This window comes from Nostoc sp. (assembly GCF_036917465.1).
GTDB lineage: Bacteria > Cyanobacteriota > Cyanobacteriia > Cyanobacteriales > Nostocaceae > Nostoc.
In genome coordinates this window covers 36323-54685 of the sequence record NZ_JBALDL010000043.1, presented here as the reverse complement: position 1 = coordinate 54685, position 18363 = coordinate 36323, and the positions used below count along the sequence as shown (strand labels likewise).

Below are 18363 nucleotides of genomic sequence, written 5' to 3'. Positions count from 1 at the left end.
TTTTTATATATTTTTTAAGTTTTCATCAAATATCTCTGGATTACTTAGAATTATACCATCAAATCTTCTCTCAGGACTTAGGTAATTTTGTCCTCCACCTAAGATAATATTCCCAATCTCTTCTTTCCTAATTCTGGGTTTAATCAATTCATCGCAAATCATATAAGGGTGAGTATTTAATCCACCTGATGCAAAAGCTTTATCATTTTTAGTATGATACGTCAGGATGTCAATTATTGATGCGTGCGGTATCTTACCATTTATAGCAAATTCATATAACATTTTTGCCAACCATATTACAGTTCGTGCATGACGTTGAATACTTTCTGTCCCAATTGGTAATCTTTTTGTAACATCAAAAAACAACCTAGTAAAACCAAAATCACTCCAAATAAATATATCTAAACAGTTTTGATATAATTTTGATGTTTTACCTACAGTTTTCCATACTGGCTGCATTACTAATGGAGATTGCATTTCTATATGATCGTAAAGTAAATTATCTAGACTATCTGTCAACCTTGAAATATAAGGAAGCATATTACGAATACTAATCCAATCACTAATTTCACTACAAACAGGATCGAGATATTTAAGTATTTGTTCTCTAGAATCTTTAAATTTATCAGCAATACTTAATGTTAGATAGACTATGGTATCTGGACGAGTAACAATTTCACAACCATATTTATGATCGGGTAAGCGACAAGTTGAATTATCTGGTAAGGCTGTCAATTTAATTTCTATGCTACGCAAGCAAACATCACCATTAAAAGTATTCAATGTAACTAAATCTACCCTTGGTAATCTTCCTATGACTAGTTTTCTATAAGGAAGATAGTCGCTTTCAAATGCGAAAAATAAGTTGGGAGATAGTGGTGTAATACCAAAAATATCAGTAACATCAATTTTCCCATGTTTAATTTTTAGGCTTTTATCAAGAGTTAAATAGACTAGCTGTAGACCTTGACTGTGCATATAACAAGCCAAAGAATTATTAAATTGATTTTTCCCCCAACTATTAGCTTGAGAGAAATCCCTGTTAGATTTAGCTAATCCAAAAAGACCAGGTTGTACTGTATTTTGATTCATTAGTTTGTCGGTTACATATTCATTTAAATAGCATCTTCTGCAACAACTTATCTGACAGCGACACTATTAAATGATTATTGTTTTAGTGTATATACTTAAAGTAATGTATTGAATAATGCTTTCAAAATTACTAACCTATTCCCCACCCCAACTGTGTCACAATAGAAAACTGTAATAAGAAAAATATTGTTAAGGTAATTTAGTGAGTCCAACTGCTCAATCCACGACAAGTACGCGTCGCATAGTATTTCCTTTTACGGCAATTGTGGGCCAGGAAGAAATGAAACTGGCGCTCCTATTGAACGTGATTGACCCCAAAATTGGTGGTGTAATGATCATGGGCGATCGCGGTACCGGTAAATCCACAACTATCCGGGCCCTGGCGGATCTGCTACCAGAAATTTCTGTGGTTGCCAATGACCCCTTCAGTAGCGATCCTAGCGACCCCGACTTGATGAGCGATGAAGTCCGCCAACTCTTAGAACAAGGGGCGGAAATTCCTGTAGCTCACAAAAAAGTCCAAATGGTAGACCTACCTCTGGGAGCCACAGAAGACCGAGTTTGTGGCACAATCGACATCGAGAAAGCTTTATCTGAAGGTGTCAAAGCTTTTGAACCGGGACTGCTGGCAAAGGCTAACCGGGGCATTCTCTATGTGGATGAAGTCAACTTACTAGATGACCACCTTGTAGATGTACTACTCGATTCCGCCGCCAGTGGATGGAACACTGTAGAACGGGAAGGTATTTCTATCCGTCACCCGGCGCGTTTTGTTCTTGTAGGTTCTGGAAACCCTGAAGAAGGCGAACTACGCCCCCAACTGCTCGATCGCTTTGGAATGCACGCAGAAATTCACACAGTCAAAGAACCAGTCTTGCGGGTGCAAATCGTGGAACAACGGGCGGATTTTGACCAAAATCCTCCAGTGTTTCTCGAAAGCTACAAACCCCAGCAAGAAGCATTACAAGAGCAAATTGTCAATGCTCAACAGCTTTTGCCAGAAGTGAAAATGGACTACGATCTACGGGTAAAAATTTCTGAAGTCTGTTCTGAACTGGATGTAGATGGTTTGCGGGGTGACATTGTTAGTAACCGCGCCGCTAAAGCCTTAACAGCTTATGAAGGACGCACTGAAGTTACAGTTGATGATATCTGCCGTGTGATTACGCTATGTTTGCGTCACAGGCTGCGGAAAGACCCCTTAGAATCGATTGATTCTGGCTACAAAGTTGCCAAAGTTTTTAGCCGCATCTTTGGTGTAGAACTACCAGAAAGTGATACTGCACAAAAAAACGGCACAGGTCAAAAGTTAGGTGCTAGGTAGGGGTTAAAAGTTAGGAGTTAGGAGTTAGGAGTTAGGAGTTAAGAGTTTTGAATGGAAAACGGCTTCATAAATCATGACTATAATTTCTCACTCAGAACTCCTAAATCAGTACTGACACCTGACTACATAACTCCTAATTTATTACTCCTTACTACTAACTTCTTACTCTTAACTCAGCACTGAATATGAGATTTTGGTCTTTTTGGTTCAACAGCTTTGTTTTATCCAGCCAATATAACCCACCCAGGTTTGTAGAATTATTGATGCTCTTATTAGCGATCGCTATGCTGGCAATAGCGACTATTTTACCCGATAGACCCTATTTAATTTTAGGCTTGAGCCTAGTAGTAGGGGCATCTATTTCTATTTTAGTGCGGGAAGCGATCGCGCCTTCACACCAGACGCGAATTACCCAACTAACAGCATCACTCTTACTCATCATCAGTCTCTATGGTTTTGCTGACTTAATTTACAGTCTTTAACGGTCTAACTAAAGATAAATCCGGTGTCAGCTTCTGCAAAACTTGCTTCAACAGCATCACCGTCCAATATACATCCGCTTGTGTCGGATCGCACCCCAATGTGATACGAATTCCGCCCAAGGCAGCTTTTTCGGAATAGTACGCTGCTAAAAGACTCGTTTAAGGCTTTCAGCGACAATCGAATAGAGCGCCGATCAGATAAAACCTAGATATTTTGATACACGATACGCAAGCAAAATCCCTGCAATACCACCAATAACGCTAAAGAAAATCGAGGTGAACGATAGCAAACTTCCACCCCACAAGACTGGGATGTAGCTGCCAATCGTAGAACCCATAAACATTCCAATTCCAATGATGAATTTATTCATTCAAGAAAAGCTTCAAAAGTAATCAAAATAAGTCATGCTTGAACTCCTTTATGACTCAAAATATTACCTTTTGGGAAAAACTCGTTTAATAATACCGAACACCTTGCCTATTCACAACTACTCAACCCAGTTTTCTAATAGGAGCGTAGAAATACGAGAAAACTCTCGCACATTATTAGTGACAAGGGTAACTCCTAAACTTACCGCATGAGAAGCAATGAGCATATCCATTGCACCAATAATAAGTCCTTGACTTTCGAGATCGCTTCTGATGCTGCCGTAAATTGTTGCAGATGCTTGATTAAATTCGACAATTTCTAGAGGTAGCAGAAATTGCATCAGGGCGATGCGGTTTTTCTCTTGCTGTTGACTTTTGGCAACTCCATATTCTAGTTCGGCAATGGTGATAGAGGAGATACCTACATCAGAAATACTAAGAGTTTGGAATTTATCCAGTACTTTTTGGGGTTTTTGCTTTATCAGGTAAATGCAGATGTTCGTATCAAGCAGGTATCGCATTTAAAAACTTTCTCTAGTGTCAATAACTGGCTGATCTCTAGAATTCATGAAGTCATCCGAGAAATTGTCTAGACTCTCTATTAGGGATTGCCAGGGGTTATCTTTGGCAATGAGGACAATGGCGTTACCAATTTTTTTGATATAAACTTCAGTACCAGTGAGTTGAAAGTCTTTGGGCAAAATGACCATTTGGTGAGTGCCATCAGTGGTAAGTTTAGCAGTGTTCATGGTGTTATTGTCCTTAAATAAGCCAGTATTTCATAACCTAGTCGTAGATTAAGTCTCGCTTATTTTCTATTTTAATTTCTTCCCGTAAGCCCTGAATAAGTTTCATTATTTTTTCCATCTGCACTGACAATGAAGAATTCCTTGACTTTACACGGTTTAAATTTTAGTAGGGTTGCCAATAATTTAACGCTTAACTAAAGATAAATCTGGTGTCAGCCTCTGCAAAACTTGCTTCAATACCATCAATGTCCGTGGTGAAATAATCAACGTGGTAAAATGTCTGTCAACAATAAGAGGATCTGAGTATGGTTAAGGCAGCCAGAGAGTCGAGAAAGAATAAAAACGATAGGGGATTTACCTTTGAACAGCACAAATATTTTGGTCAATATATTAAGCACCGGAGAGATGAAGCTGTAAATCTTAGTACTGTTTCTAGCTGGTGTTATGGTAAAACTGCAAAAATTTACAACCTAGCTTGCAAACTTGAAAATACTCTCTCGGAATTTAAGAGCGAACTCGATAATGCGGTATGTTCTGAAACTTTACCCAATCACATCCTTTTTAAGGATGGTTACGCTCCTGAACTAGATCCAGTGAATTGTTATTACGAAAAAAGCGAGTTCCGCGAACAGTGGAATCGTGAGTTTATCAATGGGTTTAGGCCAGAATTTCAAGAACAATCCTCACAAGGGCTTCACCCACCATCTAATCTCCCTAGACGATGTGATGAGTTTACCTTAAATGAACATCGCCACGTAGCTCGAATCTTACGCTGTCAGGTTCGACAGGCATCAATTACAACAATTCTAATCTGGAATGCTTATGGAACGAAGTCCCAAATCACCAAGTTTGCTTACCGTTGGTGGAAAGCAGCAAAAGCTTTGTTTTGGGAACTAAATGAAGCGTCAGGTGATATTCCCGATCTATATTGCATAAGTGATTCTTTTAATGGAGTTAAAGCCGAAATTGTTGCCGATCAGAGTTTTGCTGAACCACTTATAGTTCCATTACCAAAATCTAGATTAGAGAAATCTCTAATTAGTATTGGAGAGGTTGTGCAAGACCAATATAATCTAGATATAAAATCAGATAAGCTCTATACAGATATTATTTACCCATAGCTTCACATGAGTGAGAGTTATTAGATTTATCGCTCTAGCTGTATCTAAATTTTAGTATGAGCGATCAACGCTTAACTAAAGATAAATCCGGTGTCAGCCTTTGTAAAACTTGCATCAACACCATCACTGTCCAATCTATATCCGCTTGCGTCGTATCACGTCCCAACGTAATGCGAATTCCGCCCAAGGCAGCTTTTTCGGAATAGCCCATCGCTAACAATATCGGGCTAGGGCTAAGTTTACCACTGTGACAGGCAGCACCAGCACTGATACCGATTCCAGCAAGATTTAGCTGTCGTACCAAGGTTTTACCGCTCAATTTTTTGCCATCGGCGTTTTCTAGGCACATACTGACATGGTGAGGTAAACGATCGCAAGTATCACCTGTAGGAATTAAACCAGGAATTTCAGCTAATTGGGCAAAGGCGCGATCGCGTAACTCAATCAATCGTGGTGTTTCTGTAGCTAATTCTTGCGCTGCTAATTCTGCTGCTACACCAAATCCGGCAATTACGGGTACTGCTTGCGTACCAGAACGCAGCCCCATTTCTTGTCCACCACCACCCAGTAAGGGCATCAAATCCACACCAGGACGCACGTACAACGCCCCTGCACCTTGCGGCCCATATATTTTATGACTGGAAAGGCTAAGTAAGTCTACTGGGAGTTGTTGCACATCTATGGGTAAGCGTCCCGCAGCTTGCACTGCATCGGTGTGGAACAAAGCCCCATGCGATGGCTCCGCCCGCCGCAGGCATCGCACAATTTTACCCAGTTCTGCGATCGGTTGCACAGTTCCAACTTCACTTTGACCGTAAATTATCGAAACTAAAACTGTGTTGTGTCGCAACGCCGCCTTTAAATCTAGGGGATTGACTCTACCTTTAATATCTACAGATAGGCGTGTAACTTCCCAACCCCACATTTCTAACAACCTTACTGTTTCAGAAATTGCAGAATGTTCGACGCTGGAAATAATTAGATGTTGAGGAACAGCATACAACCGAGCTACACCCATAATCGCCAAATTATCTGCTTCAGTGCCGCCAGAGGTAAAAACGATTGATTCAGGACTGGCGGCGTTAATTAAACCAGCAACTTGGACTCTGGCTTCTTCCACAACCGTTGCCGCCCGTTGTCCCCACTCATGTAAGCTGGAAGGATTGCCCCACTGTTGGGTGAGGACTGTTTGCATAACTGCGATCGCTTCTTTTCGAGTCGGAGTAGTGGCGCTGTAATCTAGATAAATTTGCATATAACCAATAATGATGAGAACACACGTTGGCAGTAAGCTGCTGATCTTGTCAGCATATACAGTTTGAGTGGACAAATCCTGAAAAAATCTCTGTAATTCTGCCTTTAGCAGTGGATTTTTCCCTTTAGCTGGAAAGTTATTTTTCTACTTAATTCAGAATACAAAATTTGGGGAATGATAAATCTATCCACTCCCAATCCACTTTTAACAGATTACAGTGCAACTTATCTCTAGACAAAGATATTTTTTATATATCTTTTTACTGATATTCTCCCTCGCTGGTTGTCAACGAGTCCAGTCTTATAATCAGCGTCCTGCACCTTTACCACAAGATCCGTTAGTTCAAGTTTACTTTAACCATTCTGAGTCTTCAGAATACAAGGAACCTTACCGTCAGCAAACTCGCCTTGGGGATGATTTAGAAAAACAAATTGTCAATGCTATTACGCACGCTAAATCTACAGTAGATGTGGCTGTGCAAGAATTACGTTTACCCAAAGTTGCTCAAGCACTGGTTGATAGACAAAAAGCTGGGGTAAAAGTCAGGATAATTTTAGAAAATACCTATAGCCGACCTTGGAGTAATTTAACATCTACTGAGGTAGGTAAGTTAGATAAAAGGGAACAGGAACGCTATAAGGAATTTCGCCAATTTATCGATATCAACCAAGACAATCAACTCAGTCCAGCAGAAATTAATCAAAGAGATGCTTTAATAATTTTGCAAAATGCCAAAATTCCCTGGATAGACGATCGAGCAGATGGTTCCGCAGGTAGCAGCTTAATGCATCACAAATTTGTGATTGTGGATAATCGCATTGTAATTATCACTTCGGCCAATTTTACTTTAAGTGATACTTATGGTGATTTTACAAATCACAATACTTTAGGCAATGCTAATAACTTATTGCAGATTGACAGCCCAGAATTAGCATCTTTATTTACAGAAGAGTTTAACATCTTATGGGGAGATGGGCCAGGAGGTAAGCCTGATAGTAGATTTGGTTTGGAAAAACCGATGCGATCGCCTAAACAAATTACATTAAATCAAAGCACAATTACTGTGCAATTTTCGCCTACTTCTCCAACTCAATCTTGGAGTAACAGTAGTAATGGTTTAATTGGTAAAACTTTAGATTCAGCAACCAAATCTGTTGATATGGCGTTATTTGTCCTTTCCGATCAACGTCTTGCCAATATTTTAGAAAATCGCCATCAACAAAGTGTGCAAATTCGCGCTTTAATTGAACCACAATTTATTTATCGTCCCTACAGTGAAGCCTTAGATATGATGGGAGTTGCTCTCAGTAATAAATGTAAATATGAAGTTGACAATCATCCTTGGCAAAATCCAATTACCACCGTAGGCGTACCTGTGTTACCCAAAGGCGATTTATTGCATCACAAATTTGGTGTGATTGATAGCCAAACAGTAATTACAGGTTCTCATAATTGGTCAGATGCTGCCAATAATGGTAACGATGAGACACTTGTAGTAATTCAAAATCCTATAGTTGCTGCCCATTATGTGCGAGAATTTGCGCGTCTTTATGCCAAAGTAAAACCAGGCTTACCACCAGCAATTCAAGAAAAAATTAAATCAGAACAAACACGTTGTCCCCAGATAAAAAGTTCTTCATCAAGTCAACTACAAGCAATTAAACAAATAAATATTAACACCGCAAGTTTGGCAGAATTAGAAACTCTTCCCGGCGTGGGTAATAAGTTAGCACAAAGGATAATTCTTAGCCGTCAACAGCAAAAATTTACATCTTTACAAGACTTAGAAAGAGTTCCAGGGGTTAAGGCGAAGACGTTGGAAAAATGGCACGATCGCCTGATTTGGTAGCAGCCTTTGCTAAAAAACAAGATCCCCATAAATCCTCCTTAAAAAGGGGGACTTTGATTCCGGTTCCCCCCTTTTTTTAAGGGGGGTTATGGGGGATCGAGTCTTAGGCGCACAAATTAAATGCGATCGCTAGATAGACCAATCAAACTGCGTGAATGGCCATTCCGAGAAAATCGTTCTGCTATTATTTTTTGATAAACTGCCTCATAGCCATCAGTCATTTGCTTAACGCTGAAACGGTTTTCGACATACTGGCGACAGGCATAGCGGTCTAACTTTATTGCCCGATCAATAGCAGTGATGCACTCTTGAATATTATTGCACAGGAAACCCGTCTTCCCGTGGGAAATTACCTCCTCAGCAGATCCCAAGTTCATCGCAATCACTGGCGTACCCGAAGCCATTGACTCAACCATCACTAATCCAAAGGGTTCTCGCCAAGTTATGGGGAACAGAGTTGCTACTGCACCTCCCATAAGAGCATTTTTTTGAGCATGATTAGCTTCACCCAAATACTGAATTTGCTCCCCGTCAATGTGCGGTTTGATTTCCCTCTCAAAGTATTCTGCATCAACTGCATCAACCTTACCTGCCATTTTCAAACGCCAACCAGCAAGTTTTGCAATTTCTATTGCTAAATGCCCTCCCTTTTCAGGAGACATTCGACCCAAAAACGCTAGGTAAGGCGGATCTTCTGGTTGAGCTTGAAAATTATAACTGCTGACATCAATTCCGTTGTAGACGGTTGAGATACAGTTCAACCCTAACCTTGGTTCTCGTTGTGCATCCGAAATACTAACGTAGGGTTGTTTTTTACCAAAACTAAACATCTTTTCGTTATCAGGTGTGAAAACCCCGTGCAACGTGTGAACCGTAGGGGTTGTGACGAGATTTGCGTAAGCCAGCGCCCCACACCCTACATGGGAGTGAATAATATCAAACTCTTCCGCACGTTCATAAACTGAAGCTAGATTCAGCATTTCATAAACGCTGTAATCCTTAATACTATTATCGAGTCTGACGGCACGAGGATGAACTGACACTAGTTTTGCCAGACTGATTGAATCTCCCGATGCAAATAAAGTTACTTCGTGTCCGCGCCGGACTAATTCATCGGTCACTAACCCCGCTACTAGCTCTATACCACCATAAGCTGGGGGCGGAACTCTTTCCCATAATGGAGCTACTTGAGCTATTCTCATCACAAACCTCCTAAAAAATCAAAATTTAATTAGAAGCTTTTTCTTTCTTTTGTTGTAGTGCTTGTAATTAATTCACTTGGCATCAGAAAGTAACTTCAGATACTAAACTTATTAAGAATAATGATCAAATCTTATTCGGTTTTTTCTATATTCCTTGTCTATCCTAGTACGGAAATTACCCACTCCTAAAGAGGTAAATGCATTCTAATTTATTAAAACTTCATGCTTTAGTGCAATTTTAAATAGAATATTTTTGAAATATATTGTTTTCAAAAAACGCCTAAATAGTATCTATATGATGGTATTAGGCTAAAAATCTCTGTTAACACCTGTAATTTATCGGATTTTAAAATATTAATTAAAGGATGCAGTGTGTAAACTAATTCTGACGGCTTTCCCTACTATATAAAAATAACTCGTTGCACCGAAAAAATTAACTTTTGTTAAAGAGGTAGTTTGAAATCAAAATCGGCAAAGTTTTATTAGAAGCTCTTAGCAATAACAATTAACTCTATCCTTAGCCACTTTAAAAGGTAATAAAGAGATTACCAAAATTATAGGATTTACGCAAAAAAGTTCTAAAGTAGCGGTAATTCATGAATTATCGCTACGACAAATCAGGTTTTTGAGACAATTTTGCGTAAGTCCTAAATTAAACTCTCGCAACTCATTCTACGAATTAGATTCCCTAGCAGTTATGGAAAGAAAGAGAAGAGAATACGCCTTTCAAGGCGGGTAAAAATTTTGCTCAATAAATTACTTTCTTCTCTGTGTTCTCTGCGCCTCTGCGGTTCAATCAATCACTTTTAAATCGCTTAAAACATAGAGAATAGAGTTAAACAATTGACTTATTACATAAAATATGATATTTTGTATTGCCATGAATAAAAATCATATTATATAAACGTGAATATCTCTCAATTTCTCAAAAAACCGCGTGTCTCATGGCAGGCGGTTTTCTCACTACTGATATTTGTATTCATGTACCTGCCCATATTGGTACTTGGCTTTTATAGCTTCAATCAGTCGCCCTACAGCGCAACTTGGCAAGGATTCACTCTCGATTGGTATCGCAAGTTGTTCAGCGACGATCGCATTTTATCAGCTTTGCAAAACAGTATGATAGTTGCTGGGTGTGCAGTTGGGGTTTCAGCAGTGCTGGGGACTTTGATGGCGGTTGGGTTAGCGCGTTACCAATTTCCTGGGAAGAAATTGTATCGGGGTATTGCTTACCTACCATTGATTATTCCCGATATTGCGATCGCAGTGGCTACGCTAGTATGTCTAGCCGCCTTTGCTATACCCCTGAGTTTGTGGACAATAGTTGCAGCGCATATCGTGTTTTGTCTGGCTTACGTCGGACTTGTAGTTGCTTCCCGACTTACCAATTTAGACCCCCACTTAGAAGAAGCAGCATTAGATTTAGGCGCTACACCAACCCAAGCTTTCATCCAAGTATTGTTACCTCAATTGATGCCTGGTATTTTGGCTGGTTGTCTTTTAGCATTTGTCCTCAGCTTAGACGACTTTCTCATTTCTAGTTTTACTGCTGGTAGCGGTTCTAACACCCTACCGATGGAGATTTTTAGCCGAATTAGAACAGGAGTCAAGCCTGATATTAACGCTTTAAGCGTCATGTTGATTTCAGTATCTGCGATCGTTGGTCTGATAGCTGAATTAATTCGCGCTTCTGGAGAAAATAAAAGCTGAAAATAAGACTTGTAATTAATCATCAAGATTAGGGATAACTTGGTTATCCATGAACTTTTTCGCATGGCGAAAAAAGCTATTTTAAAAGAGACGTTGCAATGTAACATCTCTACATTAGTTATACTCATGTATTCATATTTACCAATATTTCTAAACGTCCAATATAGATAAATATATAAAATTTATTCATCTTCTTGTTCTCGTGTTAAAAGAAGTTTAAGCACATGAATAAATTTCAGTGTTCACTTCTGTACATAACTGTTTTCAATTAGATAATATTGGGGCTAACTTTGGAGAAGATGCTATTTCCCCCTCATTATGCAAATCTGCCAAAATCCCAATTGCTCAAATCCATTCATCAACTCTGATAGCAATAGATTTTGTGTAAGTTGCGGACAAAGCAACTTTGGCAAACTTCTAAGAAACCGTTACCGTGTATTAAGACTCTTAGGTGAAGGTGGATTTAGTAGAACTTATGCTACAGAAGATGTAGACAGACTAAACGCGCCTTGCGTCATCAAGCAATTTTTCCCACAATTTCAGGGAACCGGACAACGCACCAAAGCCGCAGAATTTTTTAAAGAAGAGGCTTTTCGGTTGTATGAATTGGGAGAAAATCATACCCAAATTCCCAGATTACTAGCTTATTTTGAACAAGGTACTAGTTTATATCTTGTTCAAGAATTTATTCAAGGAAAAACTCTCTTACAAGAAGTTCAGCAACAAATCTATAGTGAAAAACACATTTGGGAACTTTTAGCTGATTTATTACCAGTTCTGGAATTCATTCATGCCCATAACGTCATTCATCGGGATATCAAACCAGAAAATATTATCCGCCGTGCCAGTGATGAAAAACCCGTATTAATTGACTTTGGCGGTGCTAAACAGGTAACACAAACTAGTTTAGGAAGACAAGCGACAGTCATTTATACCCTTGGTTATGCGCCGACTGAACAAATGGCTGGATTTGCTTGTCACAGCAGCGATTTGTATGCTTTGGGTGTAACTTGCGTGCGTCTTTTAACTCGATGTTTGCCTTTGCAGGATGCTTCTGGACAAGTTAATGACCCTATTTATGATGCCATGAATGCTAAATGGTTGTGGCGCGAACGTTTACAAGAAAAATGTATTACCATTAGCGACGACTTAGGAAGAATTTTAGAGAAATTACTCAAACATCTACCAAGTGAAAGATATCAAACAGCAGTAGAAGTTATCAATGATTTGAAGTTTACAACATCGAATATTGAACCTGTTGCTCTTAAAATTACTTCAATATCTCAATCGAGACTACCATCGATACCACAAAAAGTAATAGTACCATTACCTCCCTTAGAAACCTTTGAATTTGATGTAGTGACAGTAGACACAGGTGGAAGAGAAGTAAACCGCATGAGTGGTAATGCAAATTTATTTGCGGAAGAATTGGGTAAATCTGTCACCTTAGAAATGGTATCAATTCCTGGCGGTATTTACATGATGGGTTCACCAGAGTGTGAAGGAGATGCTGACGAACGTCCTCGACATAAAGTTACCGTCGAACCATTTTTTATGGGGAAATTTCCCGTAACTCAAGCCCAGTGGAGAGTAGTAGCAGCTTTACCCAAAGTCAAACAAGCTTTAAATCCCCATCCATCGAAATTTAAAGGTTTAGATAGACCAGTAGAAAATGTATCTTGGTATGAAGCTGTAGAATTCTGTCTCAGACTATCAGAAAAAACCGGACGCGATTATCGTTTACCGAGTGAGGCGGAATGGGAATACGCTTGTCGGGCTGGAACTACAACATCCTTTCACTTTGGCGAAACTATTACCTCTGAGTTAGTTAGTTGCACTATCGAACCAAAAAGCAAATTCCGTAAAGAAACAACAAACGTCGGCAGTTTTGAAGTTGCCAACGCCTTTGGATTGTACGATATGCACGGGCTAGTTTGGGAATGGTGCGCTGATTCGTGGCACAACAATTACAGCGATGCACCCTCAGATGGAACAGCCTGGGAAACTGGCGGTGATATTAATCGCCGGGTGCTACGTGGTGGTTCTTGGAGTTTCAACGCCGAACTGTGTCGCAGCGCCAGTCGTAGCTGGAACGAGTCAGACGGTGGGCTGAGGGTTTGTGGCTTTAGAGTGGTATTTTCTGTAGAGGAGATGATTTAGCAATTTGATTTAGAGGCTATAGAAATTATGAAAGACAAAATTGAGAAAGGTGACATAGTAGTTATAAATAAAAGTGGAAAATATCACAACCAGGTGGGCGAAGTTAGTGGGGTTGATTACAATATTTTCTTCGTCAAAATAGTAATAGTTAAATTAGGCAATCAAGAAGAAACATTTGAAGAGAAAGATTTACAATTACAAACTAAAAAACCGAGCCTTGAAGAAGTTGTCGCATCAATAGATAAAATTTTAGAAGGAGTTGAGCAGATTTCCAACTTGCCGACAAAAGAGAAAGTAGAGTTACCCAACCGTCTGAAATATCTTAAATTAGATATTTCTAAACTAGATAAGCAGTTGATTCAGAAAAACTTCGACAGTATAGAGAAAATATTCGCAGCAACAAGAGAAGTAGACTCATCAGCAAGCTTTTGGCAGGAAATAGATTCTAATTTGGAGAAAATAAGCTGGTGGATTAGAACAACTTTGTGAACAAGTAAGTAGGCAAGAGGAAATTAAACTATATGTTTTGCAAGCGCCAGTGCGTTGATTGCTCTCAACTTATCTGTAAAAACCATCTGACGGGGCGACGAAATTTGTGCATGAGATTTATGAATTTTTGGCGCTAAATTCCTATTCCCAGCCTTTAACTATTACACTATTTTAGCCTTGCCACGCCACTTACTTTATAAATTCTTTAAGACGCTGCTTTGCCTCTTAACCTAATCTTATCAATAATTTGAGGCAAAACTTATCTTTGACCACATTATAATTGCTAGATTTAAAGCTAAATAATTAATATTGGGCATGATTAAAAGTAACTATATGTTTATAAAATTTTATCCCTAATGCCTTATTACTTAAATTTTGTGCTTATTCATGAAGAGTTAAGTTTATTTGTGCCTACCTATTTTACTTTGTATTCATAACTGTACGACTGAAATTTTGGTATTAACTTGACACTTTCTTCATATAGGTTTTAAAAAAGTGTCTTTTTCTCTTTTGAGAGTAAAGTTTTAGCGACAATGCATAAGTTTGCAAATTAATAAAGAGGATTTTTATGAGGGTTTTTTTAGATAAAATAAATTACAAATATCGTCAGGAATATATATGCGTTTTTCTCAGTTTGTAGGGATTGTTGGTTGTACTACCGCAGCTTTTATATCAATTGCGCCTATGCAGGTAGAAGCTGCAACTTTTAAAGTAATATCAGGAGTTACTAGCATCGATCGCGATCACGAAAATATTCTTAAAGGTATCGGGCTAACCTTGACAGGCAGCAATAATACAGTTGCACCAATTCCGAGTAATTATTTAGTTGGCTTCAACATCGACTCCGCTACTAACTTTACATTTAGCGACGAGGGAGGTTTTACTCCGCTCTCAGGGACAATCGAGCATACTGGTACTGTTACCTTCAATAATCTGATAACTGTTGGTGACTTTTCAATTGGTTTTGCTCCGGGACGTACTACCGAAGGTGCTAGCGGATTTGTTTTAAGAGACACATTTTCTTTAGATACAATTTTGTTTGATTTGAGTCTTCCAGAACCTGTGGCATTTGATGGCCAAAATTTAACCATCCCTGATGTTAAATTGCTGGTTTCTCCAGAGTTTGCCAAAATACTAGGAAACTCGGACTTGACAGGTTTGTTTGCTGGAACTGCACGAATTGATGCTCAAGTTGCTGCCGTACCCGAACCTGATAGTGTACTAGCAGTTTTGGCAGTGGGTGCGGCTCTCTTAGCAACTAGATTGTATACTCAAAAAATTAAATGCACTTGATATCTTGAAGCATTGCTAAATGCTTACTAACGGGTGCAAGGGTATTGGCAGCAATCAACCCACTGGCGGCGACTGCTGGTAAACCAATACCGGGAAATGTTGAGTCGCCACAGCACATCAGTCCTGGTAGGGGTGTGCTGGGGCCAGGAAATATACCGCTTCCAGCTTGAATTGCTGGCCCGTAGGAACCTTGATGACGGCGGAGATAACGCTCATGAGTTAAGGGTGTACCAACAAGTGTGACTTCGCAACGAGAGCGAATATCTGGAATTATCCGCTCTAAAGCTTGCCACATTACTTCTGCACGCGATCGCTTTTGTTCGGCATATTCCTGGCTCCTTCTATCCATTCCCTGCCAGATAGAGTATGGCTCATTACCAGGTGTATACACATGAATCACGTGCTTACCTACTGGCGCTAAGGATGGATCGAGAACTGAAGGAATGGAGATCACCACCACATTTTGAGGTGCTGTTACGCCCAATTCCCAGTTATTAACCACGATGTAATGACACCGCAAATTTGACTGCAATCCTTGAGCATCAATGCCTAGATGTAAATGCATAAAGCTATCACATTCTGGTGTAGCTTGTCGTTTGCGGCGGTACTTTTTGGGTATTGCTTTATCTGGTATTAATTTCAGTGTGTCCCAAACCGAGGCATTAGAAATTACTGCTCGTTTGGCGCGAATTTCGGAGCGATCGCGCAGACGCACACCCACCGCCCGACTACCTTCTACAAGCACTTCTTCCACATGAGCGCCCAACATCAGCTTTCCGCCGTGACGTTCCAATCCTTGTACAAGGCTGTCAACTAAAGCACCACTACCACCAATGGGATATTCAAGTACTGCATTTGGCCGATACCAGTCCGCAAACATAAATGCTACCTCTGCGGCACTAGTACCATCTGCGGGCAATCCAGAAAGGAGAAAACACAGCAAATTCAGCCAGTTTCGGGTAAATGAATCTTTAACAACCTCATCCATAATCCGGCTGAAGGGGCCCGTCAGCTTGATTATATTCGCCACATTTTTTGTCAGAGATGGGAGAAACGGGCCCACAGTTCTAGCTGCACCAAAATCAAAGCGTAATGCGGCTGGTGGTATGGAAGTTGCAGCACTAGCAAATGGTTCCATAACGCGCTGGAGTTCTTGCCATTCGGCTACAGCATCATCACCAGAGAACTTCATCAGCACTTCACAAAATTGCTTTGCACCAACCGCCGTGTCAAAATCACCTTCTGGTAGACAACAACCCCAGGTATCGTAGGTGACGCATGGTAAATCAGAACCAATTGCATCTAACACTTGTCGCAAAGGGTTGGCTGAGGGGCTGTAAGACAGTCCAGAGTAGAGAGACGGGCCTGAGTCAAACTTGAAACCATTGCGCTCAAAACCATGAGCAGCGCCTCCAGCAATGGAGTGGCTTTCGCAAACTATCACATCAAAGCCATACCGTGCCAAAACAGCAGCACAACTCAAACCGCCAATACCGCTACCAATAACAACTATATCTGTGTTTTGCATATCCTTGATGTTTGCAACAATAAGTTAAAACAGTTGTGGAAACTTGGATAATATCATTCACTCCTCCATCCAGAAACCGCTCTAATTGCTTGATATCATCACTAAGGATGGACATAAAACCGTCAGTACTGCGTTCTTGAGATGAAAAATTTGATTCAGACAGACTTAAACTAGAAACTGAGTTTACTCAAGTCAAAGTAAAACTAGGGACTGGGGACTGGAGACTGAGGGACTAATAACAAATGACAAATGACTAATTCATATTGGAGAAAGGAATTTGAAAAATCAGCAATTTGGAAATTGGCAAAGCACAGTTTTAGGAATTGTGCTAGCAACACTAGTGATTCTTGGACTAAATTCCTTTATCATTATCAACCCAGGACAAGCAGGAGTGATCAGCATCTTGGGTAAAGCGAGAGATGGCGCTTTATTGGAAGGCATTCACATAAAACCGCCTTTTATCTCAGTGATAGATGTGTATGATTTAACTGTCCAAAAATTTGAAGTACCAGCAGAGAGTTCTACTAAAGATTTGCAAAATTTATCTGCGAGATTTGCAATCAACTTTCGCCTCGATCCCATACAGGTAGTTGAAGTTAGAAGGAAACAAGGAACCTTAGAGAATATTGTATCGAAAATTATTGCACCACAGACTCAAGAAGCATTTAAAATTGCAGCCGCCAGAAGAACAGTAGAAGAGGCAATTACTAAAAGAAGTGAGTTAAAAGAAGACTTCGATCAAGCGTTAGGCGATCGCTTAGACAAATATGGGATAATTGTGTTAGATACTAGCGTAGTTGATTTAGCATTCTCACCAGAATTTGCCAAAGCAGTGGAAGAAAAACAAATTGCTGAACAACGAGCGCAAAGAGCCGTTTATGTAGCACGGGAAGCAGAACAAGAAGCACAAGCAGATGTGAATCGCGCTAAAGGTAGGGCAGAAGCTCAAAGACTTTTAGCAGAGACACTCAAAGCCCAAGGAGGACAGTTAGTTTTGCAAAAAGAAGCAATTGAAGCTTGGAGAAGTGGCGGCGCTCAGATGCCCAAAGTCCTCGTTATGGGTAATGACTCAAAAAGCAGTGTTCCTTTCTTATTCAACCTTGGAAATGTCCAAAATCAGCCTTAATATTTTGACTTTGTTTAATATTAAAGCCTTGGTAACTGAGCAAAGTCGAAGTTAACACGACTTTAAATTGAGTAAATAATACTTAATAAGTTGGGCTAGTCCCAACTCAAACACAACAGAAAAACCAACAAAAACATCATCAAAGTTTATGTCAACCCCCAATCCTGAAAATCTCACCGCCGAAGAAGCGAAAAAATTACTGAATAAATTTAACTGTTTAGATATTGCGCCGATTCTCAAGCCATCAGAGAAAGTAGTAATTCGTGATGCTCTAATTTTGCTCACCAAGCTTGCTGATTATCAAATTTTAGGGATTTGTGCTGATACAGCAGAAGAAGGAATACTGGCGATGAAAACCTATTCTCTGGCTTTGGGTTATGAACCACCAGACAACTTATTGACACCTGAAGGGCCAGTTTATATCAAATTAAATGGTAAAAATGGCTTATGCTATCTTGATTCTTATGCTGGACATCATCGTGGAGTATTAGTATCTTGTCAGTCTTACCACGAAGACGGAATCAACGAAATGTATGGACATTTACCCTTGGATTTATTTGTATAGAATTCGGCAAATGTAGGTAGGGTATGTGCTTTACCTACTAACTAACGAT

18 protein-coding genes are annotated in these 18363 nt (G+C 39.8%); 10 read left to right on the top strand and 8 right to left on the bottom strand.

Going from position 1 to position 18363, the window contains the following annotated elements:
- Window positions 1-3: 3 nt before the first annotated feature.
- Entirely contained in the window at window positions 4-1092 is a 1089-nt protein-coding gene (locus tag V7K38_RS09160) for a HindVP family restriction endonuclease (protein WP_334857183.1), read from the bottom strand.
- 202 nt (window positions 1093-1294) lie between these two features.
- Here V7K38_RS09160 and bchI point away from each other — a divergent pair, with 202 nt between their 5' ends.
- Entirely contained in the window at window positions 1295-2416 is a 1122-nt protein-coding gene (gene bchI, locus V7K38_RS09155; protein WP_334857182.1) for a magnesium chelatase ATPase subunit I, read from the top strand.
- Between the two features lie 185 nt (window positions 2417-2601).
- Window positions 2602-2898, top strand: coding sequence for a hypothetical protein (locus tag V7K38_RS09150; protein ID WP_334857181.1), 297 nt, complete (start codon window positions 2602-2604; stop codon window positions 2896-2898).
- On the opposite strand, the gene V7K38_RS09145 is transcribed toward V7K38_RS09150, so the two are convergent.
- The 4 genes from V7K38_RS09145 to V7K38_RS09130 all read right to left on the bottom strand — a co-directional run bounded on the left by V7K38_RS09145 (window position 2881) and on the right by V7K38_RS09130 (window position 4016).
- Complete coding sequence (locus V7K38_RS09145; protein WP_334857179.1) at window positions 2881-3018, bottom strand: hypothetical protein; 138 nt, start codon at window positions 3016-3018, stop codon at window positions 2881-2883. The two genes, V7K38_RS09150 and V7K38_RS09145, sit on opposite strands and share 18 nt — an antisense overlap.
- A gap of 74 nt (window positions 3019-3092) precedes the next feature.
- Entirely contained in the window at window positions 3093-3236 is a 144-nt protein-coding gene (locus tag V7K38_RS09140; protein WP_334857177.1) for a hypothetical protein, read from the bottom strand.
- Window positions 3237-3386: 150 nt separating this feature from the next.
- On the bottom strand, window positions 3387-3788 hold the full coding sequence (gene vapC, locus V7K38_RS09135; protein WP_334857175.1) for a type II toxin-antitoxin system tRNA(fMet)-specific endonuclease VapC: 402 nt from the start codon (window positions 3786-3788) through the stop codon (window positions 3387-3389).
- Entirely contained in the window at window positions 3789-4016 is a 228-nt protein-coding gene (locus tag V7K38_RS09130; protein ID WP_334857173.1) for an antitoxin, read from the bottom strand.
- A gap of 305 nt (window positions 4017-4321) precedes the next feature.
- On the opposite strand from V7K38_RS09130, the gene V7K38_RS09125 reads away from it, so the two are divergent.
- Window positions 4322-5137, top strand: coding sequence for a hypothetical protein (locus V7K38_RS09125; RefSeq protein WP_334857172.1), 816 nt, complete (start codon window positions 4322-4324; stop codon window positions 5135-5137).
- 64 nt (window positions 5138-5201) lie between these two features.
- Here the strand turns inward: V7K38_RS09125 and V7K38_RS09120 are convergent, their stop codons facing one another.
- Entirely contained in the window at window positions 5202-6392 is a 1191-nt protein-coding gene (locus V7K38_RS09120; RefSeq protein WP_334857171.1) for a cysteine desulfurase family protein, read from the bottom strand.
- A gap of 217 nt (window positions 6393-6609) precedes the next feature.
- Here V7K38_RS09120 and V7K38_RS09115 point away from each other — a divergent pair, with 217 nt between their 5' ends.
- The gene (locus V7K38_RS09115; RefSeq protein WP_334857170.1) at window positions 6610-8241 is read left to right on the top strand and encodes a DUF655 domain-containing protein; all 1632 of its coding nucleotides are present in this window, start codon (window positions 6610-6612) and stop codon (window positions 8239-8241) included.
- Between the two features lie 116 nt (window positions 8242-8357).
- On the opposite strand, the gene V7K38_RS09110 is transcribed toward V7K38_RS09115, so the two are convergent.
- A complete protein-coding gene (locus V7K38_RS09110; RefSeq protein WP_334857169.1) occupies window positions 8358-9443 on the bottom strand; it encodes a glycosyltransferase family 4 protein in 1086 nt (361 codons plus the stop codon).
- 906 nt (window positions 9444-10349) lie between these two features.
- On the opposite strand from V7K38_RS09110, the gene V7K38_RS09105 reads away from it, so the two are divergent.
- The 4 genes from V7K38_RS09105 (at window position 10350) to V7K38_RS09090 (ending at window position 15095) form a co-directional block, all read left to right on the top strand.
- Window positions 10350-11153, top strand: a complete 804-nt coding sequence (locus V7K38_RS09105; RefSeq protein ID WP_334857168.1) for an ABC transporter permease — start codon at window positions 10350-10352, stop codon at window positions 11151-11153.
- A gap of 318 nt (window positions 11154-11471) precedes the next feature.
- Window positions 11472-13313, top strand: coding sequence for a bifunctional serine/threonine-protein kinase/formylglycine-generating enzyme family protein (locus V7K38_RS09100; RefSeq protein WP_334857167.1), 1842 nt, complete (start codon window positions 11472-11474; stop codon window positions 13311-13313).
- Window positions 13314-13340: 27 nt separating this feature from the next.
- On the top strand, window positions 13341-13802 hold the full coding sequence (locus V7K38_RS09095; RefSeq protein ID WP_334857166.1) for a hypothetical protein: 462 nt from the start codon (window positions 13341-13343) through the stop codon (window positions 13800-13802).
- A gap of 618 nt (window positions 13803-14420) precedes the next feature.
- On the top strand, window positions 14421-15095 hold the full coding sequence (locus V7K38_RS09090) for a hypothetical protein (protein ID WP_334857164.1): 675 nt from the start codon (window positions 14421-14423) through the stop codon (window positions 15093-15095).
- On the opposite strand, the gene V7K38_RS09085 is transcribed toward V7K38_RS09090, so the two are convergent.
- Window positions 15082-16623, bottom strand: a complete 1542-nt coding sequence (locus tag V7K38_RS09085) for a phytoene desaturase family protein (protein WP_334857163.1) — start codon at window positions 16621-16623, stop codon at window positions 15082-15084. The genes V7K38_RS09090 and V7K38_RS09085 overlap by 14 nt on opposite strands.
- Before the next feature lie 277 nt (window positions 16624-16900).
- Between V7K38_RS09085 and V7K38_RS09080 the strand changes: the two genes are divergently transcribed.
- Together V7K38_RS09080 and V7K38_RS09075 are read left to right on the top strand one after the other, a co-directional pair.
- Window positions 16901-17749: a prohibitin family protein gene (locus V7K38_RS09080; protein WP_334857161.1), complete on the top strand. Its 849-nt coding sequence runs from the start codon at window positions 16901-16903 to the stop codon at window positions 17747-17749.
- Between the two features lie 148 nt (window positions 17750-17897).
- Window positions 17898-18314, top strand: coding sequence for a DUF1824 family protein (locus tag V7K38_RS09075; protein ID WP_334857160.1), 417 nt, complete (start codon window positions 17898-17900; stop codon window positions 18312-18314).
- Window positions 18315-18363: the final 49 nt, after the last annotated feature.

Bases quoted from the DNA above. Each gene is read 5' to 3' on its own strand.
- V7K38_RS09160 (WP_334857183.1), bottom strand. From the start codon at position 1,092: ATGAATCAAAATACAGTACAACCTGGTCTTTTTGGATTAGCTAAATCT.
- V7K38_RS09075 (WP_334857160.1), top strand. From the start codon at position 17,898: ATGTCAACCCCCAATCCTGAAAATCTCACCGCCGAAGAAGCGAAAAAA.
- V7K38_RS09125 (WP_334857172.1), top strand. From the start codon at position 4,322: ATGGTTAAGGCAGCCAGAGAGTCGAGAAAGAATAAAAACGATAGGGGA.
- V7K38_RS09090 (WP_334857164.1), top strand. From the start codon at position 14,421: ATGCGTTTTTCTCAGTTTGTAGGGATTGTTGGTTGTACTACCGCAGCT.
- V7K38_RS09130 (WP_334857173.1), bottom strand. From the start codon at position 4,016: ATGAACACTGCTAAACTTACCACTGATGGCACTCACCAAATGGTCATT.
- vapC (WP_334857175.1), bottom strand. From the start codon at position 3,788: ATGCGATACCTGCTTGATACGAACATCTGCATTTACCTGATAAAGCAA.
- V7K38_RS09095 (WP_334857166.1), top strand. From the start codon at position 13,341: ATGAAAGACAAAATTGAGAAAGGTGACATAGTAGTTATAAATAAAAGT.
- V7K38_RS09110 (WP_334857169.1), bottom strand. From the start codon at position 9,443: ATGAGAATAGCTCAAGTAGCTCCATTATGGGAAAGAGTTCCGCCCCCA.
- V7K38_RS09085 (WP_334857163.1), bottom strand. From the start codon at position 16,623: ATGCAAAACACAGATATAGTTGTTATTGGTAGCGGTATTGGCGGTTTG.
- V7K38_RS09120 (WP_334857171.1), bottom strand. From the start codon at position 6,392: ATGCAAATTTATCTAGATTACAGCGCCACTACTCCGACTCGAAAAGAA.
- V7K38_RS09100 (WP_334857167.1), top strand. From the start codon at position 11,472: ATGCAAATCTGCCAAAATCCCAATTGCTCAAATCCATTCATCAACTCT.
- V7K38_RS09140 (WP_334857177.1), bottom strand. From the start codon at position 3,236: ATGGGTTCTACGATTGGCAGCTACATCCCAGTCTTGTGGGGTGGAAGT.
- V7K38_RS09150 (WP_334857181.1), top strand. From the start codon at position 2,602: ATGAGATTTTGGTCTTTTTGGTTCAACAGCTTTGTTTTATCCAGCCAA.